The organism is Actinomadura sp. 9N407 (assembly GCF_044326315.1).
In the GTDB taxonomy this organism is placed as follows: domain Bacteria; phylum Actinomycetota; class Actinomycetes; order Streptosporangiales; family Streptosporangiaceae; genus Spirillospora.
Genome location: NZ_JBIRAW010000014.1, coordinates 16,064 through 37,096 on the forward strand (window position 1 = coordinate 16,064; position 21,033 = coordinate 37,096).

Consider the following 21,033-nt stretch of genomic DNA (forward strand, 5'->3'; position numbering starts at 1 on the left):
AACCCCGGCGGCGTCAGGCCGTTCGATCGGGTGAAGGTTCCTCTCAGTCCTTCACGCCCCCGGCGGCCTCGATCACGACGTCGGCCACGGCGTCGGGCTGCGATGCCGCGATCGCGTGCGAGGCCCCCGCGATCTCGCGGGTCCCTCGCGAGGAGGCCCGCTCGGCCATGAACCGCATCAGCTCGGCCGGGATGTTGAGGTCGCGGTCGCCGAAGACGAACCAGGACGGCTTGGTGCGCCAGGCCGGCTCGTTGACCGTCAGCCCATCGGTCAGCGCCTTCTCGGTCACCGGCCGCTGGGTAACCGCCATCAGGGCGGCCTCGTCGGCGTCCAGGTCGGCGCAGAACTGGTGGTGGAACTTGTCCTCGGTGATGCGGAACTCGTTGCCTCCGGAGGAGACCGGGTAGGCGGCCAGCGCCTCGCCCAGCGTGCTGCCTTCGAACTTGCCGGACAGCAGGAACGCGTTCTCCCCGGGCTCGGGCGCGAAGCCGGCGACGTAGACCAGGGCGCGGACCGCGGGATTGCCGGCCGCGGCCTCGCTGATCACCATGCCCCCGTAGGAGTGACCGGCCAGGACGACCGGCCGCCCGAGCCCGTCGATCACGTCGCGCACGTACGCCGCGTCGCTCGCCACACTGCGCAACGGGTTGGCCACCGCGAGGACGTCCAGTCCGCGCTCACGCAGCCGGCGGGCCACCCGGTTCCAGCTCGCCGATTCGGCGAAGGCTCCGTGGACCAGGACGATGACGGGTCGGTCGGTGGTGCTCACGAGTTCACCTTTCCAGTGTGAAGGGCGGCCTTCAGTACTTCGATGGCCTGGGCGATGGCGGCCGTGGCCGCGCGAGTCCCGCGAACGGGGTTGAGCATCATGAAGTCGTGGATGATGCCGTTGTAGCGAACGCTGGTGGTCGGGACGCCCGCCTCGGTGAGGCGGCGGGCGTAGGCCTCGCCTTCGTCGCGCAGCACGTCGTTCTCGTCGACGATCAGGAACGCGGGCGGAAGTCCGGCCAGGTCGTCCAGGGTGGCCCGCAGGGGTGAGGCGGTGATCTCGGCGCGCTGGGCCGGGTCGGTGGTGTAGGCGTCCCAGAACCAGGCCATGCCCTTGGCGGTCAGGAACGGGCCGGCGGCGAACTCGCGGTAGCTGTCGGTGTCCTGGGCAGCGTCGGTTACCGGGTAGTACATCGACTGGTGCACGAAGGCGACATCGCCGCGCTGCTTGGCGAGCAGGGCCAGCGCCGCGGTCATGTTGCCGCCGACCGAGTCTCCCGCGACCGCCATCCGGGACGCGTCCAGTCCCTCGGTGTCGCCGTGCCGGGTGATCCACTGGGCGGTGGAGTAGGCCTGCTCGATCGCGACCGGGTAGCGAGCCTCGGGCGAACGGTCGTACTCCACGAACACGACCGCGGCGTTCACGCCGACGGCCAGTTCGCGCACCAGACGGTCGTGCGTGCCGGTGTTGCCGAGGACCCAGCCGCCACCGTGGACGTAAAGGACGACCGGCAGTGCGCCGGCCGACCCGACAGGCTTGAGGATCCGCACCCGCACGTCGCCGACGTCGGCGGGCACCGTGATCCACTTCTCGTTCACGTCGGGCTTGTCGATCGGGGTGGCCTGCATGTCGTCCAGGGCCTTTCGGGCGCCCTGGGTACCGAGCTCGTAGAGGAACGGGGGCTTGGAGGTCGCGTCCGCGATCTCCTGCGCGGCCGGCTCCAGGAAGTGGCTGGTCATGTGCTGCTACCTTCCGTCCAGATTCATCTTGTGCACGTTTTCTGTGCCGTTTCGCGCCTGAGCGAGCAGGGGCCACCCAGGAATTCCTGCGCTCCATCGCCGAGCGCCGCGACGAGGTGTCGGAGGCGGATCCCGTCCCCGCGGAGGCGGAATCCACGCGTTCTCGAGCGGGCCGGTGCTCATTTTCTGTCTTTGCGTGGCTGGTCCGCCCGGGCGGCTCACGGTGTTACCGATCACCGTCTTCGGCCCGATCAGACCGGCGCCATCGACTACCACGATCCTCATGACGTGCCTTCCTGCCTGCCGGGGCGGCCCTCGCCATCCAGTCGACAGGTATGACAGGACAGCCCTTCGAGGTGTGACAGTTCCCGGCCACATTTGCCAGATGTGCCCGTTCGGGTGCTGTCGGTGTCACAGCACGGGCCGCTGCCTTGTCTCAGGTGGTAGCTCTTTCTTCAGCGCAGCACGCTCGCGAATCCTGCCCTTGTGCGGTGCGGCGGATCTGAACGAAGCGTTTGGAATTCACCCCTCGCCGAATGAGAGAAACGTGGGACCGAAGTCCTCGGACTCGTGCTCCATTCGCCGATGATTCCGGCGCTGCGGCCGAGGGTGAAGGGCGACCATCGAATTCCTCAGTCTTCAAGGAGCGCGAGCATGGACGTTTTGGAACGGCGGATCGCGGCGCCGGTTCTGGTGATCGGGACCGGGGGCGCGGGGCTGCGTGCCGCGATCGAACTCGCCGAGCGGGGCGTCGGTGTGCTCGCGGTGGGAAAGCGGCTCAAGACCGACGCCCACACCACGCTCGCCGCCGGGGGGATCAACGCGGCCCTGGCCACGATGGACCCGCGGGACACCTGGCAGCAGCACGCGGCCGACACTCTGCAGGAGAGCTACCTGCTGGCCCATCCGGAGACGGTGCGGATCGTGACCGAGGGCGCCGCCCGCGGCATCGCCGACCTCGACCGGTACGGGATGCCGTTCGCGCGCGAGTCCGACGGGCGGATCTCGCAGCGGTTCTTCGGCGCCCACACCTGGCGGCGCACCGCCTTCAGCGGCGACTACACCGGACTGGAGATCCAGCGCACGCTGGTGAACCGGGCGGCCCAGCTCGACATCCCGATCCTGGACACCGTCCACATCACCCGCCTGCTGGTGCGCGACGGCGCGGTCTTCGGCGCCTACGGCTTCGACCTGGGTGACGGAACCCGCTACGTCATCCAGGCCGACGTGGTGATCCTGGCCACCGGCGGTCACACCCGGATCTGGCGGCACACCTCCTCGCGGCGCGATGAGAACACCGGCGATTCCTTCCGCCTGGCCGTGCTCGCCGGCGCCCGCATCCGCGACCCGGAGCTCGTCCAGTTCCACCCCTCCGGCCTCATCGAACCCGAGGACGTCGCGGGCACCCTGGTCTCCGAAGCCGCCCGCGGCGAGGGCGGAATACTCCTGAACGACATCGGCGAACGGTTCATGACCCGCTACGACCCCGAGCGGATGGAGCTGTCCACCCGCGACCGCGTCGCGCTGGCCGCCTACACCGAGATCAAGGAGGGCCGGGGCACCCCGGGCGGCGGCGTCCTGCTGGACGTGTCCCACCTCCCTCGCGAAACGATCATGACCCGGCTGCCGCGCGTCCACCAGACCCTCCTCGAACTGCAGATGCTCGACATCACCGAGGACCCGATCGAGGTCGCCCCCACCGCGCACTACTCCATGGGCGGTGTATGGGTACGGCCCGAAGACCACAGCACCGACATCCAGGGCCTGTACGCGATCGGGGAGGCCGCCAGCGGACTGCACGGCGCCAACCGGCTGGGCGGCAACTCCCTGATCGAACTGCTGGTGTTCGGCCGGATCGTCGGCGAGGCCGCGGCCGCCTACTCGGCCGGCCTCCAAACCCAGCGCCGGTGCGCCGACGCGCTCGCCCAGGCACGACGCGAGGTCGACGAACTCCTGGCCTGCGACGGCCCGGAGAACGTGCGACTGCTGCAGCGCGCGGTCCGCAACACCATGACCGAACACTGCGGCGTCGTCCGCGACGAGGCGGGCCTGCTCAAGGGCCTCGCCGAGCTGGACGCGATCGAGGCGCGGACCGGCGATCTGGGCGTCCACCCCGACAACGCCGGCTACCAGGACCTCGCGCACGCCTTCGACCTGAAGTCCACGGCGCTGGCCGCCCGGGCGACCCTCGAAGCGGCCCTGGAACGCCGCGAGACCCGCGGCTGCCACAACCGCTCGGACCACCCCGATCTCGACGAGTCGTTCCAGGTCAACCTGGTGTGGTCGGGGCCGGGCAAGATCGAACGCCAGGAGATACCGCCGATCCCCGAACAGATCGCCGCACTCATGCGCCATGTCTCCTCCGACGGAAAGCTCGTGGAGTAGAGACCGCCCGCACACGAAACCCCACCATCCGGAGCGCTCGCTCAGCCGACGGCTGGGACGGCGGCGGGACGCATCCACCTTCCGTCGGGCGCAGCCATCACAGCCCGGATTCGTTCCCGCATCGCCGGAACGCGAACCGATCAAGGAGACGACATGACCGAACAAACCGTGGCGAGCACACTCGATCCAGCGAGGACCGGCGGTGTCCGGTTGCAGGGTTGGAAGGACTCGGGCTTCGCGATGGAGGGTGTGCGAGTGCGCAGTGCGCTGCTGCGACTGGACGGCGCCTTCGCACCGCCACACCTGGTCGTCGATGGGGAGGTCGACATCAGCACGCTCGCCGCCTTCACCGACGCGCTGTCCAGCATGCTCGAACACGGTTCCGGCGACGTCTGGGTCGATGTGGAGAGGCTGAGCTTCATCGATGTCGGCGGACTCCGCGCCCTGGCCGGTGCCGCCTGCCGGCTAGGACTTCAGGAGCGGCGGCTGGTGCTGCGCTCGGTCGCCCCCCACCTGATCAGGCTGATGGACCTGGTGGGATGGAGCCAGATCTCCAACTTGCTCCTGCTCCCCCGTGCCGAGACGAGCGCGGCAGGCAGGAATGGACCCGGATGGGGTTGAAGGCTCGCGGTCGGCTTTCGGCAGGAGGGTGACGGTGGTCGTCAGGGTGCAGACGCCTGCGATCGCCACCATGACGGCGGCCACTGCGACCTGCGGCGCCGCAAGTGGACGGAACCTGTTCTCGCCCGCGTTCCCCTAGCCGGGCAGCGCCTAGTGCTGACCGTCGCCCGTGTCGGCGACCTCGCCGCCTTGGAGGAACGCCCCGCCGCTGACATGGGTCTACTCCGACGGTGGTGGCGCCTGTCCGAGCGCACCGCCACCCGTGATTCGTCGGCCACGGCCCCGCCCTGGCCCCGCCTTGTCACCTGCAGGGCATAGCGCCGCAAGACGGCACTGACCGGACGACCCGCCAGGACACCCCGGCCACGATCAACGTCGCGGGCTGATCACCCGGACCCATAGGACGGGCCGTCCCACCCTCCCGGCAGGCAGGAATGTGCTGTGGCCCTGGTCGGCGCGTGCCGGCCTGCCACGGTCAAGACGACAGGACGACGTGCGGCCGTTCGTCTCGAAACAGGCTACGTCGGCGCTGGCCGGATGGGTGGCGCGTAGGCCGCGACGACGTACGCCGCCGATCACTGCCGGTCGATGGAAACCGCGCCGCCTCCCTGATACCGCGGCCGTCGGAGGAGCTGACGACGTCCGCGGCGAAGAGATCTTCCAGTGCCGTCACGTTCCCCTCCCGTGCGGCGTCGAGGAAGGTCGACAGGAGGCGACGGTGCTCGTCGGTGTCGATCGGCTCGCGCCGGGGGGTGCTCAGGTGCTTGCGGGCACGGCTCACAAGCTGGCGGACGTTAGCCGGGCTGAGCTGAATGATCTCAGCGATCTCTTCGTAGGGATAGAGAAAGGCTTCACGGAGGATATAGGCGGCCCGCTGGGCCGGGGTGAGCTTTTCGAGCAGCAGCAGCAAAGCGGATCCAAGCGCCTCGCCGCGCTCGGCGCCGGCTGCGGGGTCGTTGCTGGTATCGATGGGCTCGGGCAGCCACGGGCCGATGTAGTTGGTCTCATGGCGGGCACGGGCGGACTGCACGGTGTTGATGGACAGCCGCGTCGTGATCAGGGCCAGGAACGCCGCCGGATTGGCGATGGTCGAGCGTTCGCTGTTCTGCCAGCGAACCCAGGTCTCCTGGACGAGGTCTTCGGCCTCCGCCGAGCTGGCGAGCATCCGGTAGGCGATACCGAACAGGCGCGGACGCACTTCCATGAAAATGACGGCGGCCTGGTCGAGCGAACTGGTCTGATCTTGTCCTTCAAGATGCATGCTCACGGGCGCGTTAGTGGAATGGCATGTCGGGCCAGACGGCGATGACCTGGTCGGTAGCGGCTCGTGGACAGGTGATGGCAGCTCGTGGACAGGTGATGGCAGTTCGTGGAGCGCGCTGGCCAGACCGTTCATTCTGATCACCGACTTTCATATGCTGCGGGCCGTCTCCCGCAGATGGATCAGGCGTTCAATCGGACGTACAAAACGTGTAACCTCACCATCTCGCGCGGGGCACGATATGGCATGACACGAACGCATGAGATCGACGGGCAGCAGCTCGGGGGACTGATCACCACCTTTAGGATGGCCATGGTTGAAAGCTTCTACGGGCATGCCAAATGGCCGGAACCGTTCTGGCGGAACGGTTCCGGCTTTGCCTTCCAGGTCCGTCAGCCGACGGTACTTCCGCGCTCCAGATAAATGCGCGCCAGTCCCACGCGTGAATTCACGCCGAGTTTACGGAAGGCATGCATCACGTGCGTGCCGACCGTCGCCGGCGACAGGAAGAGCTTGTCGGCGGCTTGGCGGTTGGTCGCCCCCTCGGCCACAAGCGAGGCGACCCGTTGCTCGGCGGGGGTGAGCGCGTCCCACCCCTGTGCCGTCCTGCGCCGCTTCGCCCGTTGCCGGTGTCCTGCGGCGTCCAGCCTGCGCCGTACCCTCGCGGTTTCGTTCCCGGCGCCCATGCGCGCGTAGATGCTCTCTGCCTGGTTGAGGTATTCGATGGCGGCGCCGCGGTCGGACTTCAGAAGCAACCTCCCGGCGTCCTCCAAGGCGGAGGAGAGCGGCAGGAGGCACGGGAGCCCGTCAAGGATCCCAACGGCTCGCTGGACCGCTTCGACGTCTTCGTCCAGCAGGCCGCGCGCGTGCGCGGCGACCGCCGCGAAGAGCGGGATGTCAGGGTTACGCGCTGCCCTGTGCTCGGCCTCAGTGACCACGGCGGCGGCGTGGCCGGCCCGACCTGCACGCAGCGCCAACCGTACGAACGACGGATCGTCCGCCGGGCCCGTGGTGCATACCGGCGGTCCGCAGGTGGCCGCGGCCTGGTCCAGCAGGACGGGGGCGCGGCGGGGGTCGCCCACCGCGTTGGCGACTTGTGCCGCCGGCCACGCGCCCGCCTGGCGCCTCGGCCCGACCTCGCTCGCGAGCATCCGCTCGGCATGCGCGGTGGCGCGCTGCAGTGCGGCGGAGTCGCCCGTCAGTGCCCCGACGCGTCCGATGACGGAAAGTGCGTCGAAGGAGACGACATCGCCCGCGCCGGACTCCCGTGTCATCGCGAGCGCGGCCTCGGCCGCCGCACGTGCCTCGGCCAGTCGTCCTCCGGCAAGGAGAAGCCGGGCGTGGGCGGTCAGCCACAAGTTCAGGCCCTGGGCGTGGCCAGGCCGCCGCGCCGCCGCGACGCCCTCCGCCGTTTCGCGCAGGCCCTCCTCCACCTTGCCGGTCATGCCGTGCAGCAGGGCCCGCCAGATGGCAGGGAAGAAGATCGCGGAGGCGTCCGGCGCGGAGGCGGCGGCCTCGGCGGCGAGCCGCTCGGCCGCGGTGAAATCCAGCCTGTCGGCCCGGATCAGAGAGTCCGTGGTACGAATCAGCGCCAGGGCCGTGTCGCTCCCGGCCCGCAAAGCGCTCTCGGTGGCGGGCGCGAGCAGCCGCTCGGCGGCCGGGACGTCGCCTGTCAGCAGCGTGGCGAGGCACCGCAAGGCCATCAGCGGGGCGCGCAGGCCGTCAGGCACGCAGTCAAGGCGGGTTCCCGCCCGGCTGTGCCGCAGCACCTCGGCGAACGAGCCCTGCATCGCCGACATCGCCGCACCCAGGCGGACCCGCCCTTCGACCGTCGCGGGCAACGGGCCGTCCAGGACCGGCTCGGCGAGCATCAGGCCCTCACCGCCCAAGCCGATGCGCGCGAGCAGAGGGAGGGCCTCCGCGACGGCGTCGGCGCGTTCCGCCGAGCCCGCCGGGGCGAGCGCGACAGCCTGCCGGGCGATCGGCACGGCAGCGTCCGGTGAGACCTGGGCGAGTTCGGCCAAGGCCCTGCGCAGCAGCGCGACCGCCTCGGCGTCGCCGGGCTCGGCGGTCTCGGCCATGGTCAGGGCGACCTGGCCGATGGGCACGCCCTGCGCCAGCCTGAGGTCGGCGGCCTGCTTGCGCATTGCCCGGCGCAGCGACACCGGCACCGTCCCGCGGATGGTCTCGCGCACGATGTCGTGCCGGAACGTGAGGGGGTCGGTGGGGCGGACGAGGTCGGCGTCGACGGCGTCCTGGAGCGCCGCCACGAGCTCGGCGATGGTGTGCCCACTAAGGTCGGCGAGCCGGTCGGCCTCCAGGTCGCGGCCGAGCACCGACGCGAGCTGGAGCACCTCCCTGGCGAGCGGCGACAGATGGCCCAAGAGGCGCTGCGCCGAGCCGTAAGAGTGGATCGGCGAATGCCGCCCGGTCAGATGCGCGACCGCGCCCGTCCGGGTGATGGCGCCCTCACCGAGGAGCCCGCGGATGGTCTCTGTCACCAGAAGCGGCCGGCCCTCGGCCTGCCGGAGAAGATCGAGGATGTCCCCTCCCGGTTCGGCGTCGAGCAGGTCGCGGGTGATCCGGGTGACCGCGTCCTCCGGCAGCCGGCCGAGGCGCAGCGTGCAGGCATCGGTCTCGGCGAGCTTCGCAACGGTCCCCCGCACGTCGGCGTCGGACGACCCGGTGCGGACGGTGACCAGCCAGCCGATCGCGTCCGAGGACAGCCGTGCCGGAAGGGTGCGCAGCGCCAGGAGCGTCCCGGCGTCGCACCACTGCAGATCGTCGATGACGACGAGCAGCGGCCTGTCCAGCGCCGCCCGCTTCAATTGGTCCTGCACCGCCCGGAACAGCCAGAACGGTTGTTCGGCGGACTCCGACAGCGTCAGCAGGACCCTTTCGTCGACGACAACAGGCCCGTCGGAGGCCAGCGCCTCGAGCAGCGCGCCGAACGGGACGCTCTGCCGGTCGCGCTCGCCCGTCCCGCTGAGAACGCGGATCGGTGAGCCCTCCGCGATGGCCTGCGCCTCCCGCGCGAGGCGGCTCTTGCCGGCTCCCGGAACCCCCTCGACGAGGAAGACCCCTCCGCGTCCTTCGCACAACCGCGAGATCCACCCGGTCAGGTCGGCGACCTCGGCGTCACGCCCGCGCAGCTCCGGCTCGCACCCGCGCAGCGGCGGATCGCCGGCCATATTGGACGGCGGTACCGGAGCGCGCCTTGCGCCCCCGCACCGCCTCCGCACCATCTCCTCGACCGTCATGAGCCCTCCCGATCGCCCTGCCGGCGGACGACCGCCGCCGACAGACACAACCTTGGCCCGGGATGTGCCGCCATCGCATCAGGGGAATGCCTGGCCCGGTCCCTAGGGAGAGCCCGTCCATCCCCGGTGTCACGGACCGACCGCGCCGTTCTGGGATTGGGCCTCAGACTCCAGGGCTTCACCCGAGGGGCGATGACAGGGGTTCCGGCTGGTGGCGCGAGGTGACGCCGAGTTTCGCGAAGACCTCGCGCAGGCGGTATCCGGCCGGTGCGCACGGCAGCCTCGATGAGTCATCTATTTGCGCGGTGCATGCGGCGACTTGCTCCGTAAGCAGCCGTAGGACTTCGGGCGGTAAGTCTCAGGTGCCGGTGGAAGGGGGCGATACGGCCTCGTGCGCCAGCACGAGGCGGGCCAGATCCACCCGGGAGTTGATGTCCCATTTGGCGAAAATGCGCCGCAGGTGAGTGTTGACCGTGTGGCGTGACACGAACAACTGCTCGGCGACCTGCGGGTTGGTGGCTCCCTGCGCCACCAACCGGGCCACCCTGGCCTCAGCCGCCGTCAATCCCCACTGACCTTCCCGCGCGCTGTCACCGGTTCGGTCCGTGCGGCGCACACCGAGCAGGCGCAGGCGCCTCCGTACGCGGGCGGCATCACGTGCGGCGTTCGACTCCTCGTACAGGTCGAGTGCGGTGGCCAGGAGACCTCGCGCGGCCGGGTCACCGTGGGAGCCGAGAGCGCGGCCCGCATCCTCGGCCGCCGAAGCATGGATCAGCGGCCGTTCGGCATCCTCGAGCAGCTTGACGGCATGCAACAGCAGATCGGGATCGCCGTCGACGATCCCGCGCGTATGGACGGCGACGCCCCGCAGGAAGGGGAATCCGGGATCGAGATCGGCGGCGCGGTCCTTGGCGGCCGCCGCGAGGCCGGGCAGCCCGGCACGCAGCGCGAGGCGCGCGAGCACGACGTGGTCGGCGGGGTCGGGCGGAACTCCGGGCGACGGGTCCAGCGCGCCCTCACCCACCCAGGCAAGCTTGATCACCTCGGCGACGCGGGCGGTGTCGCCCATGGCATCGGCCGCCAGCGCGGCCAGCCACGCGCCGGTGCGCCGCACCACCGGCGCCTCGGCGCCCATCATCTCCGCACCGTCGGCGGCGCAACGGCGGATGCCTTCCCGGTCCCCCAGCTGCACCGCCGCCCGGCCGAACGCGTACCGGGCCGTGGTGTCGGCGAAGTCGCCCGACCCCAGTTCGCCGGCCGAGGCCAGGGCGGCGTCGGCCTCCGTACGGGCCGCGGCGAGCCGGCCCGCGTCGAGCAGGATCCTCGCGCGGCTCATCGACCACAGGGACGCCGTGGCCGCATCGCCGGTCCGCCGTGCCGTCCGGACGCCCGCGTCGGTCTCCTTGAGCGCCGCCCGGACCTGCCCCGAGGCAGTGAGGAGGAACGCTCTCCCGCATGCCTCAGGCCACGGCGGTTGCGGCGTCCGGGAGCCGGTGGTGAGGGAGTCGGTGGTGAGGGAGTCGGCCCGCTCCTGGAGCTCGAAGGCAAGGTCCAGGTTCAGCCTGGACAGCTCGACTCTGGAGAGCGCGGCGAGCGCCGTGGCCGCGGCGTCGTCGGAGCCCTCAGCGAGCCGCCCGGCGGCGGCGATGGCCTGCTCGGCTTCCCCCATGTGGGAGAGGTGGAGTGCCTGGACGGCCGAAAGCCCAGCGCGCAGCGCCTGCGGTAGTCCAGGCAATGACAGGCCGATCCGGCACTGGCGGACGGCCTCGGCGAAGGAGGAGTGGCCCGATAGGCGTGCCACTCTCAACCGCAGCCGGGCCTCGGCCTCTGGCGCGAGGACGCCTTCGAGCGCGGTGTCGGCCAGTGCCCTGGCCTCGGCATACCGGCCGGTCCGTCCCAGCAGTTCGACCGTCTCACCGACGATCTCGGCGGTGTGCGGCCCGGCCGGCCCCGCGAGCTCCAGCGCCCTGCGGCTCAACGCCACCGCCTCCGTAGGCGCGGTGGCGGCCAGCCCCGTCGCGACCTCGCGCAGCAGGTCCACGGCCTGGTGGTCGCCGGGCACCGCGGTCTCGGCGAGCAGGGCGGCGACGTCCGCCGCCCTTCCGCCCTGGGCCAGGTGGACGTCCACCGCCTGGCGCCTCAGGGTGCGGCGCAGCGCCGCGGGAAGGGTTTCGGAGATCGCCTGCCGGACCAGGTCGTGCCGGAAGGCCAGGAAGGTACCCGTCCCGGAGAGGAATCCGGCGCCGACCGCCTCGTCGGTCACCGCGGTGATCTCCTCGGCCGTCGCCCCGGTGAGCCCCCTCAATTCCGCGGGGGTGAAAGGCCGGCCGAGCACCGAGGCGACCTGCAGGCCCCGGCGACCGGCCGGAGACAGCCGGTCGAGCCGGCCACGAACCATGGCGTCGAGCCGGCGCGGGATCGTCTCACCGGCCGCCGAGGCGACGCCGTCACGGATCGTGATGAGCCCGTCCTCCCGCATGCCCCTGAGGAGCTCGACGACCAGTCGCGGCGTGCCCTGAGCACGCCGCGCCGCGCGCATCACGGTGTCATCGGGCTCGGCTTTGAGCACGTCGGTGGCCAGCGCGGCGACGGCGCCGTCTGCCAGCGGGCCGAGAACGATCCGATGGCCACCGCGCTCCCGTATTCGCCTCAGCGCCGAAATGGGCCCCGACGCGTCAGCGCGGACCGGCCACATCGCCAACACCCACAGGAGCGGGAAGTCCGCCAGGTCGTCCAGGAGCGCTGGCAGTGCCGCCAACGTCACCGGATCGCACCACTGCACGTCGTCGAGCCAGACCACCAGCGGTCCCTGTTCCGCGCTGTCCACCAGTCTGTTCCGGACCTCCCGCAGCGTCCAGGACCGCAGGTCGGCCCCGCCGACGGTACGAAGAGCCGAGGCGTCAGGCAACGCCACCGGGCCGGTGTACAGCGCCTCCAGCAGCGGGCCGAAAGGGACCGGGAACCCACCGGGCACCCCGGCCCCGTGCCGGCAGGACAGGCCCGCGGCGAGAGCTCCCGCACGAGTCTCCGCGAGCAGTCGCGTCCTCCCCGAGCCCGGCGGGCCCTCGACCACGACCACCCCGCCCTCTCCCTCAGCCAGCGCGGTGAACCGCTCCAGCAGCAGCCCCACTTCGGGCTCGCGGCCGCGCAGCGGAAGATCGCCGGTCGTACCGGGCGGCGGTACCGGAACGCTTCGCGCTCTGCCGCATCGCCCGCGCATCAACTCCTCGACCGCCATGACCCCTCCGTTCGACCTGCCCGCGGACGCTCGTCGCCGGCATGCCTCACTGTTGCCGGGCAGGGGCGGCGATCACACCAGGGAGCTACCTGGCCGGGTCCCTAGGGAGGAGCGTGGGCTGCCCCGGGGTCACTGGCCGGTCCAAGAAGTCACGTGTTCGTGTCATGCGCCCTTCAGGAACCGAAGGTCATCGTGGTGTCGGCCCCATCCTCTTGGTCCGAGAAAGGACAATCATGAAAGGCAGTCTCACCATCCGTCCTCGCCACTCTTTGGCGGCACTGGCCGGCGCACTGGCCCTCATCGTGTCCGCCGTAACGCTCGGCGGTGGCGACGTGTACGCCGCGGAGAGCAGCCACCATCGGTGGACGTCCAAGCCGACCATCGTCCTGGTCCACGGCGCCTGGGCCGATTCCTCCGGCTGGAACGGAGTGATCTCCCGGCTCCAGGCCGAAGGCCATCCCGTGGTCGCGGCCGGCCTTCCGTTGCGCGGCGTCGCCGCGGACGCCGCCTACCTCGACGGTCTCCTGAAGACCCTCAACGGGCCGATCGTCCTGGTCGGCCACTCCTACGGCGCCGCCGTGATCACCAATACCGCCGCCGACCCGGACGTGAAGGCGCTGGCCTATGTCTCGGCGGTCATCCCGGATCAGGGTGAGAGCGTCTTCGATCTGGCCGGCCGCTACGCGGGCAGCCTGATCGGGCCGGACACGATCCAGACGGTACCGCTGCCGTCAGGCGACGCCGACGTCTACCTGCGGCCCGTCACCTTCCACCGGGTGTTCGGCGCCGATCTGCCGCATCAGGTCGCGGCCCGGCTCGCCGTCACCCAACGACCCGTGACCAACGGGGCGCTGAACGAGCCGTCCGGCGCCCCGGCCTGGAAGCGCCTGCCGTCCTGGGCCGTGGTCTCGCGCGGCGACAACGTGATCCCCGTGGCCGCGCAGCGCTTCATGACCGGCCGTGCCGGGTCCCGGACCGTGGAGATCAACGGCTCGCACGCCACCCTGATCTCCCACGCCGACGCGGTCGCCGCCGTCATCAGGAAGGCCGCGCGCGCGACGAACTGACCGATCGCCACAAGGACCCCGGGCCGGCCACGCCATCACCGCTCGGCCGGACGGGCCTCCGCTCGACGGAAGGGAACGCTGGTGAAGGACCAGGAGATCCTCGACCGCGTCCGCGATCTCGTCGCGGAAGAGCATGACCTGCGCCGACTGCACGCGGCATCCGAGACGGCGGTCGACCCGGACCGTCTCCGGCGGCTGGGGGAGGCACTGGATCAGTGCTGGGACCTGTTGCGGCAACGCAGGGCCCGTGCCTCCTCGGGCCAGAACCCCGAGGAGGCACGGGTCAGACCGGCGAGTCGGGTCGAGGGTTACCTTCAGTGACAGCCGGCGGCGGCGACACCATGGGTGGTGTCGCCGCCGCTACGCCGCTGGCCAGGAACACCGGAGGACGGCTCCTGGGCATCCTGCGCCTGTCCTTGGTACCGAAGGCACGAGGATTCCAGTCACCCGGCGGCGCGGACATCGGCCTTCGCGGACATCGGCTTCGTGGGCTTGCGGTCACCATGTTTCGTCGCCGGCGCGAACCTGCATCTGGTTGACGACGACCCGCCGCTCGCGCGTGACGATGTAGCCGATGGCGTCCGCGATGTCCTCCGGCCGCAGCGCTTCGATGCCGGCGACCTGCAGGCGGGCCGCGTCCCGGGTGACCTCGTTGAGGTGGTTCACCAGTTCGGTCTCAACGGTGCCGGGCTCCACCACGCTGACCCGGACCCGTTCCCTGACCAGTTCCTGGCGGAGCGACTCGGCGAACGCGTTCAGGCCGGCCTTGGTCAGGCTGTAGACGCTGCTTCCCGGCCGGGCGACCCGTCCGGCCGTCGCGCCGACGTTCACCAGATCCGCCACCTGGCGCGGCGATGTCGACGCCGCGTAGATCAGGTGCGGGACGGCGGCGTGCGTGATGTGCAACAGCGCCGCCACGTTGAGCGACACCATCCGATCCCACTCCTCGACGGATGTGTGCAGCGCCGAGCTGAGCAGCATGATCCCGGCGTTGTTGACCAGGATGTCCAGGCGCCCGAGCCGGTCCAGTGTCTCCTGCACCGCGTCCTCGGCGCGCTGGGGCTCGGTGATGTCGGCCGCTACCGTGACGGCGTGCCCGCCCGCCGCCGCGATGTCGTTCGCGACCTGGCGCAGGCGGTCGCCACGGCGGGCGACCAGGGCGACCGCCGCGCCCTCCCGAGCCAGGCGGCGCGCGGTCGCGGCGCCTATCCCGCTGCTGGCGCCGGTGACGAGCGCGACGGCTCCGTCCAGCGGCTGCTCGGACATGACTGCCTCATTCCCTCTCGCGTTCGAAGACAGCGCGGTGACCGAGGAATACGACCGTCCCGGGCGCCGGTCCCGGTGTGACCGGCACCACGACGACTCCGTGCTTCGATTCCATGACCTGAGCCTCCCGCGCTCGGCGAAATGCCGACCACGACAAGGTTCGCCGGGATGGCCCCCGGATCGCACCAGGGTGTCTCCCTGGTGCTGCCCGGCCCAGGGAACGCCCGCACGCGGGCGGCCGTCAGCCTGAGTCCGTACGGAAGACCGTTGGTGTCCGCCACTGAGCCTTGGCCGTCCGGCGGGCAGGCAGGCCCTCGCCAAGGGCCTGCGGGCAGTTCATTTCCTGGAGTTCACTGAGGTGTGGAGTCGGACTCGCGGCAAGGCAGGGCGTCGGGGAGCTGCCTCCGGGAGCTGATCCCGAGCTTGGTGAAGACCTTGCGGAGGTGCCACTCGACGGTACGGGGGCTCAGGAAGAGACGGGCTCCGACCTCCGGATTGGACAGGCCGTCCCGCACGAGCAAGGCGATCTGCCGTTCCTGCGGCGTCAGCGCCTCGCTCGTCGAGGTCTCGTTCTTGCGTTTGCGGACGGTCTCGCCGGTGGCGATGAGTTCGCGCCGGGCACGCTCGGCGAACGCCTCCATCCCGATCGACGTGAACATCTCGTAGGCGGTACGCAGGTGAACCCGCGCCTCGGCCCGCTGAGCGTCCCGACGCAACCACTCGCCGTACAGCAGGTGTGCGCGCGCCAGTTCGGGACGCATGATCGTCCTGCCCAGCCGCTCGATCGCCTCGCGGTAGAGGCCGTCCGCGGCGGCGCCGTCGCTCAGCAGGGCCCGGCAGCGTGTCAGGATCCCCTGAGCCCAGTCCGTGTCGCACGGTTCCGCCACGTCCGCCAGGTCTTCGAGAGCCCCGTGGGCGGCCCTGTCGTCCCCGGCGCGCGCCGCCGCCTCGACGAACTCGGGCAGCGCCCATTGGGAGACGAGCGCGTTGGCGCTCTGGACGGTGGCCTGAGCCTCCGTCACGGCCCGCTCATGGTCGGCGAGGCCGTTGTGGAGGATCGCGGCCGCCCAGTGCGCCGACGCGACGCCGTTCAACTGACCGGTGGCACCGGCCTCCTCGATCGTGGCGGCGATCAAGGTCGCGGCCTCGGCCGCCTTGCCCTGCATCGCCGTCAGCAGGAGCCGGGTGTGCTGGGTCATGGGCCCGCCCGTCGCGGCGGTGACGGCGTCGGCCTCCGCGACCATCGCGGCCGCGGTGTCGAAGTCGCCGGTCAGCGAGGCCGTTACCCCCCGCGAGTGCAGATAGAGCGGAAGCTCGGACAGGGCACCGACCGTGCGAACCTCCTCGATCACCCTGATCGGCCACTCGGCCGTGGGCCGGTCCTCCCAGACGAGTGCCGGTAGCGCGCCTGCGACCCAGCTCCACTTCATGAGGTTCTGCACAGGAGCCTCGAGGAGCGCTCGCACGCCCCTTCGCAGCGCGGGAAGCGCGGCGCTCCGGCCGTCGGTGATGAGCAGCGCGTAACCTTCGAGCGCGAGATCGACGGCGCTCGGTTCGCCTTCGGGGGAGGGGAGCCTCCTTATCGCCCGGGATATCGCCATGAGGCTGTTCCGGTCCCCGGCGGCGAACGCCGCGCTCCCCCAGGCGATGAGGTAGGTCTCCCGCGCCAGGGTCATGTCGAAGGGTTCCAGCCGCTGCGCGGCCGCAAGCAGCATCGGCGGCGCCTCGTTGTTGAAACCGGCGGCGAAGGTGATGTGGCTGCGGACGAGGTGGGCGCGCACGTGCTGGAACTCGCTCTGGGCGTCCCGGTCGGCGATCTCGGCGAGGTTCCGGCCGGCATCGAGGTCGCCCGCGTGCAGGCTCGCGTCGGCGGCCGCCAGGGCGCGCTCGGCCCGCCGCGAGTCGTCCGCGGTCAGCGCCACGGACCGCTGCAGGAACGCCGCCGCCGTCGCCAGCCCGCCGCGCGCCTGCGCTCGGTCGGCGGACCGCTCCAATTCCGCAGCGACGGACTCGTCCAGCATGGTCGTCGCGGACGCGAGGTGCCAGGCGCGGCGGTCCGGGTCGGCCTTCGGGTCGGTGACCTCCGCCAGCGCCAGATGGACCGCCCGGCGGTCCTTCTGCTCCGCCGACTTGTACACGGCGGAGCGGACGAGCGGGTGGCGGAACACGACGCGCGTGTCGAACACCAGCAGGCTGTCCGTCCCGTGCGCCAGCGCCGTCGCCGGGGAGATCCCGAGCCGTTCGGCGGCGTGCCATACCAGGGACGGGTCGCCGGTCGGCTCGGCAGCGGCGAGCAGCAGGAGCAGGCGGGTCTGCTCGGGCAGGTCCTCGATCCGGGACAGGAAGCTTTGCTCGATCCGGCCCGGCAGCGTGTCAGTGTGCAGCAGGCCGAATCCGCCCGCCATCTGGGTCAAGGTCAGCCCACGCGGCAGTTCCAGCAGTGCGAGCGGGTTTCCCTGGGCCTCGGCCACCAACCGCTCACGGATGTACCGATCGAGCCGGTCGGGCATCACCGAGTCCAGGAGGGCGTAGGCGTCGGCGTCATTCAGCCCTGAGACCTCCAGTTCCGGAAGTCCGAGGAGGTCACTTGGCTGCCGCCGGGCGCCGAACACGAGGGCGACCGACTCGGCCAGCAGCCGGCGGGCGACGAAGCCGAGGACCTGCGCGGAGGTCCGGTCGGCCCACTGCGCGTCATCGACCACGCACAGCAGGGGCCTCTCTTCGGAGGCTGCGGACAGCAGACCCAGCACGGCCAGCCCGACCAGGAAGCGTTCCGGCGGGGGCCCTGCCCGTGTCCCGAACACGGTCTCGAGCGCATGGCGCTGCGGTGAGGGAAGGTGCTCCAGCCGGTCCAACAGCGGCGCGCACAGCTGATGCAGGGTGGCGTATGCCAGCTCCATCTCGGATTCGACGCCGCCCGCACGCAGCACCTGCATGTCCGTCGCCGCGTTCTCCACGTGCTCCAGCAGCGCCGACTTCCCGACGCCCGCCGCGCCGTGGACCACGAGCACGCGGCTCTGTCCCGTGCGGACGGCCGCGATCATCTCATCAAGAAAGGCGCACTCCGGCCCCCGCCCGAGCAGCCCGACATTCCCTGCGCGCCCAGCCCCGCCTGTACGTGCACCCACCCGCTACCCCGCCTTTATTGCGGACAATGCTGTTGCGTGTTCAATTATGTCCGACTATGAACCTGATGTGCGGGGCTCAATCAAGATCCGGACTCGACCGCCGCGCATCCGACGCCACGCTCGACCTGCGCATGGGCCCCGGCACGCACCGCCGTACGCCCCGGCGGCGCGGTCTTGCCGAAGCCGGCCTTTCCTCATCCAGGGGTGAAAATGTGCTCGCCGGGCGGCAGGACGTCGCGCAGCTGCCTGCGCGAGCTGATCGACAGCTTGGCGAAGACCTTGCGCAGGTGCCACTCGACCGTGCGCGGGCTGATGAAGAGCCGCGTGCCGATCTCCGGGTTGGACAGGCCCTCCCGCACGAGCAGTGCGATCTGGCGCTCCTGCGGGGTCAGCTCATCGCCGGACCCGGCCTCGACCGCGTGCTTGCGGATGCTCTCGCCCGTGGCGAGCAGTTCGCGGTGTGCCCGCCCGGCGAACGCCTCCATCCCGATAGCCGTGAACATCTCGTAAGCGGTGCGCAGTTGCTCCCGCGCCTCGACCCGCTGACGGCTCCGGCGCAGCCACTCGCCGTACAGCAGGTGAGCGCGCGCGAGCTCCGGGCGCAGTTCCGTGCGGCCCAGCCGCTCGATCGCCTCCCGGTAGAGTTTCTCTGCGGCCGCCCCGTCGCTCAGCAGCGCCCGGGAGCGGGCGAGCACACCGAGCGCCCAATCCGTACCAGGTGCCCGTGTCGCGTCCGCCAGGTCTTCGAGCGCCGCGCGCGCGGCGTCGTCGTCACCGGCACGCATAGCCGCCTCGACCAGTTCGGGCAACGCCCAGACCGATACCCACAGCTCGGCCATCCGAGTGCAGACCTGAGCCGCCGACAGCGCCTGCTGGTAATGGCCGAGACCGTTGTACAGGACCGCTGCCGCCCACTGGGCGACCGTGACCCCCATCAGCTGACCGCCCGCGCCGGCCTCCTCGATCGTGGCGGCGATCAGCGCCTCGGCCTCGGCCGCCCGGCCCCGCAGGGCGCTCAACCTGAGCTCGACGTGCGGCGCGATGGGAACACCGGTCGCCGCGGAGACGTCCTCGATCTCCGCGACGATCGACGCCGCGGCGGTGAAGTCCCCGGTCCAGGAGATCGCGATCCCCAGCGATGTCAGGCAGAACGGAAGTTCCGTCAGGGCGCCGGCGGCGCGCACCCCCTCGACGACCCGGCCGACGATGACGCGCATGGCCTCGTCGTCCCAGACGGCCGCACTGACGCCGTTGGCCACCCAGCCCCACTTCAGTACCTCACGTACCGGAAGGTCCGCGAGCGCCGCCAGCGCCCGCTGCAGCACGGGAACGGCGGCGGACCGGCTCTCGGTGACCAGCAGCGCGTAGCCCTCGAGCACGAGATCGAGCGCGTGCGGAGTTCCGGTCGGGGATGGGAGCGCTCTCATCGCTTTCGATATCGCCATGAGGCTGTCGGAGTGTGCGGCGACCAGCGCCGTGGCGCCCCAGGCGATCAGGTAGGTCTCGCGCGCCAGTTCCATGTCGAAGGGCTCGAGCCGCTGCGCGGCCGTCAGCAGCAGCGGTGGCGCCTCCTGGTTGAGGCCGGCCGCGAACGTGATGCGGCTCCGGACCAGATGCGCTTTGACGCGCTGGAACTCGCTCTCGGCGGTCCGATCGGCGATCTCGGTGTATCGGCGCGCGGCTTCGAGGTCGCCGGCCTGGAGCGTGGCGTCGGCCGCCGCCACAGCGCGCTCGGCACGCCGCGACGAATCGACGGTGAGTGCTACACATCGTTGCCGGAACGCCGCCGCCGCGGCCAGCCCACCGCGCGCCTGCGCCCGGTCGGCGGAGCGCTCCAGTTCCTCGGCCACGGACTCATCGGGCGCGGCCGCCGCGGACGCCAGGTGCCAGGCACGCCGGTCGGGATCGACCTGCGGGTCGGTGACCTCCGCCAGCGCCAGGTGCACCACCCGGAGGTCCTCCTTCGTCGCCGACCGGTACACCGCCGACCGCACGAGCGGATGACGGAACGTCACGCGTGTGTTCAACGACAGCCACTCCTGCGTACCGTCGAGGAGCACCGCCCCCGGTGCCACGCCGAGCCGCCCGGCGGCACCCCACACCAGGGCGGGGTCGCCGACCGGCTCGGCCGCGGCGATCAGCAGGAGCAGCCGGGTCTGCTCGGGCAGGCCGCCGATCCGGGTCAGAAAGCTCTGCTCGATCCGGCCCGGCAGCGTGTCCGCACTCAGGAGACCGAACCCTCCCGCCAACTGGGTCACGGTCAGCCCGTGCGGCAGCTCCAGCAAGGCCAGAGGATTGCCCCTGGTCTCGGTGACGATCCGATCGCGAACGTGCTGATCAAGACGGCCGTAGGTGACCGAGTCCAGGAGGGTGTGCGCGTCGGCGTCCTGGATGCCGGTGATCTCCAGTTCGGGGAGCCCGAGCAGGTCCTGGGGCCGTTCACGGGCGCCGAAGAGAAGGATCACCGACTCCGCCAGCAGCCGGCGGGCCACGAAGCCCAGGACCTGCGACGAGGCCTGATCGACCCACTGTGCGTCATCGACCACGCACAGCAGCGGACGCCGCTCCGAGGCCTCCGACAGAAGACCGAGCACCGCCAGCCCGACCAGGAAGCGTTCGGGCGGCACCCCCGCACGTATCCCGAACACCGTCTCGAGCGCGGCACGCTGTGGAGCCGGAAGGTACTCCAGCCGGTCCAGCAGCGGCGCACACAACTGATGCAGCGTGGCGAACGGCAGCTCCATCTCGGACTCGACACCGGCCGCACGGAGCACATGCATGCCCGTCGCCGCGTTCTCCGCATACCCGAGAAGCGCTGATTTTCCGAATCCCGGGGCACCGTGCAACACGAGGACGCGGCTCTCCCCCGTCTCAACGGCTGCGAGCGTCTGATCGACGACGGCACGCTCTGCTCCCCGACCGAGCAACGCGACGTCATCCCCGTGCCCCGCGCCGCGGCTCCGTTGTCGCACCATGACCGCCTTCGTCGCGCCCGGCCCCTGGTCGACCGCATGTTAGGACTGCCTAATCGTGACCCAAATGATCGCCAAGTGAAAGCCCTGGGGCCGCCCGCTCCAGG

Annotated in this window: 12 protein-coding genes; 4 read left to right on the top strand and 8 right to left on the bottom strand. The window is 71.0% G+C overall.

What is annotated here, in order from left to right:
- Positions 1 to 43 precede the first annotated feature (43 nt).
- Both ACH34Q_RS22600 and ACH34Q_RS22605 read right to left on the bottom strand, forming a co-directional pair.
- Positions 44 to 769: an alpha/beta fold hydrolase gene (locus ACH34Q_RS22600; RefSeq protein ID WP_395985003.1), complete on the bottom strand. Its 726-nt coding sequence runs from the start codon at positions 767 to 769 to the stop codon at positions 44 to 46.
- Positions 766 to 1,728 carry an alpha/beta hydrolase gene (locus ACH34Q_RS22605; protein WP_395985004.1) on the bottom strand — a complete coding sequence of 321 codons (963 nt, stop codon included), beginning with the start codon at positions 1,726 to 1,728 and terminating at the stop codon, positions 766 to 768. Before ACH34Q_RS22605 ends, ACH34Q_RS22600 begins: the two co-directional genes overlap by 4 nt.
- A 654-nt stretch (positions 1,729 to 2,382) precedes the next feature.
- On the opposite strand from ACH34Q_RS22605, the gene ACH34Q_RS22610 reads away from it, so the two are divergent.
- Positions 2,383 to 4,113 (top strand): L-aspartate oxidase, encoded by a 1,731-nt coding sequence (locus ACH34Q_RS22610; protein ID WP_395985005.1) that lies wholly within the window; start codon positions 2,383 to 2,385, stop codon positions 4,111 to 4,113.
- A 153-nt stretch (positions 4,114 to 4,266) separates the two neighbouring features.
- Complete coding sequence (locus ACH34Q_RS22615; protein WP_395985006.1) at positions 4,267 to 4,734, top strand: STAS domain-containing protein; 468 nt, start codon at positions 4,267 to 4,269, stop codon at positions 4,732 to 4,734.
- Positions 4,735 to 5,209: 475 nt separating this feature from the next.
- On the opposite strand, the gene ACH34Q_RS22620 is transcribed toward ACH34Q_RS22615, so the two are convergent.
- The 3 genes from ACH34Q_RS22620 to ACH34Q_RS22630 form a co-directional block, all read right to left on the bottom strand.
- A complete protein-coding gene (locus ACH34Q_RS22620) occupies positions 5,210 to 5,995 on the bottom strand; it encodes a sigma-70 family RNA polymerase sigma factor (protein ID WP_395985182.1) in 786 nt (261 codons plus the stop codon).
- 392 nt (positions 5,996 to 6,387) lie between these two features.
- A complete protein-coding gene (locus ACH34Q_RS22625) occupies positions 6,388 to 9,186 on the bottom strand; it encodes a helix-turn-helix transcriptional regulator (RefSeq protein ID WP_395985007.1) in 2,799 nt (932 codons plus the stop codon).
- A gap of 427 nt (positions 9,187 to 9,613) precedes the next feature.
- A complete protein-coding gene (locus ACH34Q_RS22630) occupies positions 9,614 to 12,493 on the bottom strand; it encodes an AAA family ATPase (RefSeq protein WP_395985008.1) in 2,880 nt (959 codons plus the stop codon).
- Positions 12,494 to 12,726: 233 nt separating this feature from the next.
- On the opposite strand from ACH34Q_RS22630, the gene ACH34Q_RS22635 reads away from it, so the two are divergent.
- Positions 12,727 to 13,560 (top strand): alpha/beta fold hydrolase, encoded by an 834-nt coding sequence (locus ACH34Q_RS22635; protein WP_395985009.1) that lies wholly within the window; start codon positions 12,727 to 12,729, stop codon positions 13,558 to 13,560.
- 81 nt (positions 13,561 to 13,641) lie between these two features.
- Complete coding sequence (locus ACH34Q_RS22640; RefSeq protein WP_395985010.1) at positions 13,642 to 13,881, top strand: DUF2630 family protein; 240 nt, start codon at positions 13,642 to 13,644, stop codon at positions 13,879 to 13,881.
- Between the two features lie 177 nt (positions 13,882 to 14,058).
- Here ACH34Q_RS22640 and ACH34Q_RS22645 read toward each other — a convergent pair whose 3' ends face one another.
- From ACH34Q_RS22645 to ACH34Q_RS22655, 3 genes are all read right to left on the bottom strand, one after another.
- Positions 14,059 to 14,826 carry an SDR family NAD(P)-dependent oxidoreductase gene (locus tag ACH34Q_RS22645; RefSeq protein ID WP_395985011.1) on the bottom strand — a complete coding sequence of 256 codons (768 nt, stop codon included), beginning with the start codon at positions 14,824 to 14,826 and terminating at the stop codon, positions 14,059 to 14,061.
- Between the two features lie 350 nt (positions 14,827 to 15,176).
- Complete coding sequence (locus ACH34Q_RS22650; protein WP_395985012.1) at positions 15,177 to 17,954, bottom strand: ATP-binding protein; 2,778 nt, start codon at positions 17,952 to 17,954, stop codon at positions 15,177 to 15,179.
- Between the two features lie 194 nt (positions 17,955 to 18,148).
- On the bottom strand, positions 18,149 to 20,929 hold the full coding sequence (locus tag ACH34Q_RS22655; protein WP_395985013.1) for an AAA family ATPase: 2,781 nt from the start codon (positions 20,927 to 20,929) through the stop codon (positions 18,149 to 18,151).
- Between the last annotated feature and the right edge of the window lie 104 nt (positions 20,930 to 21,033).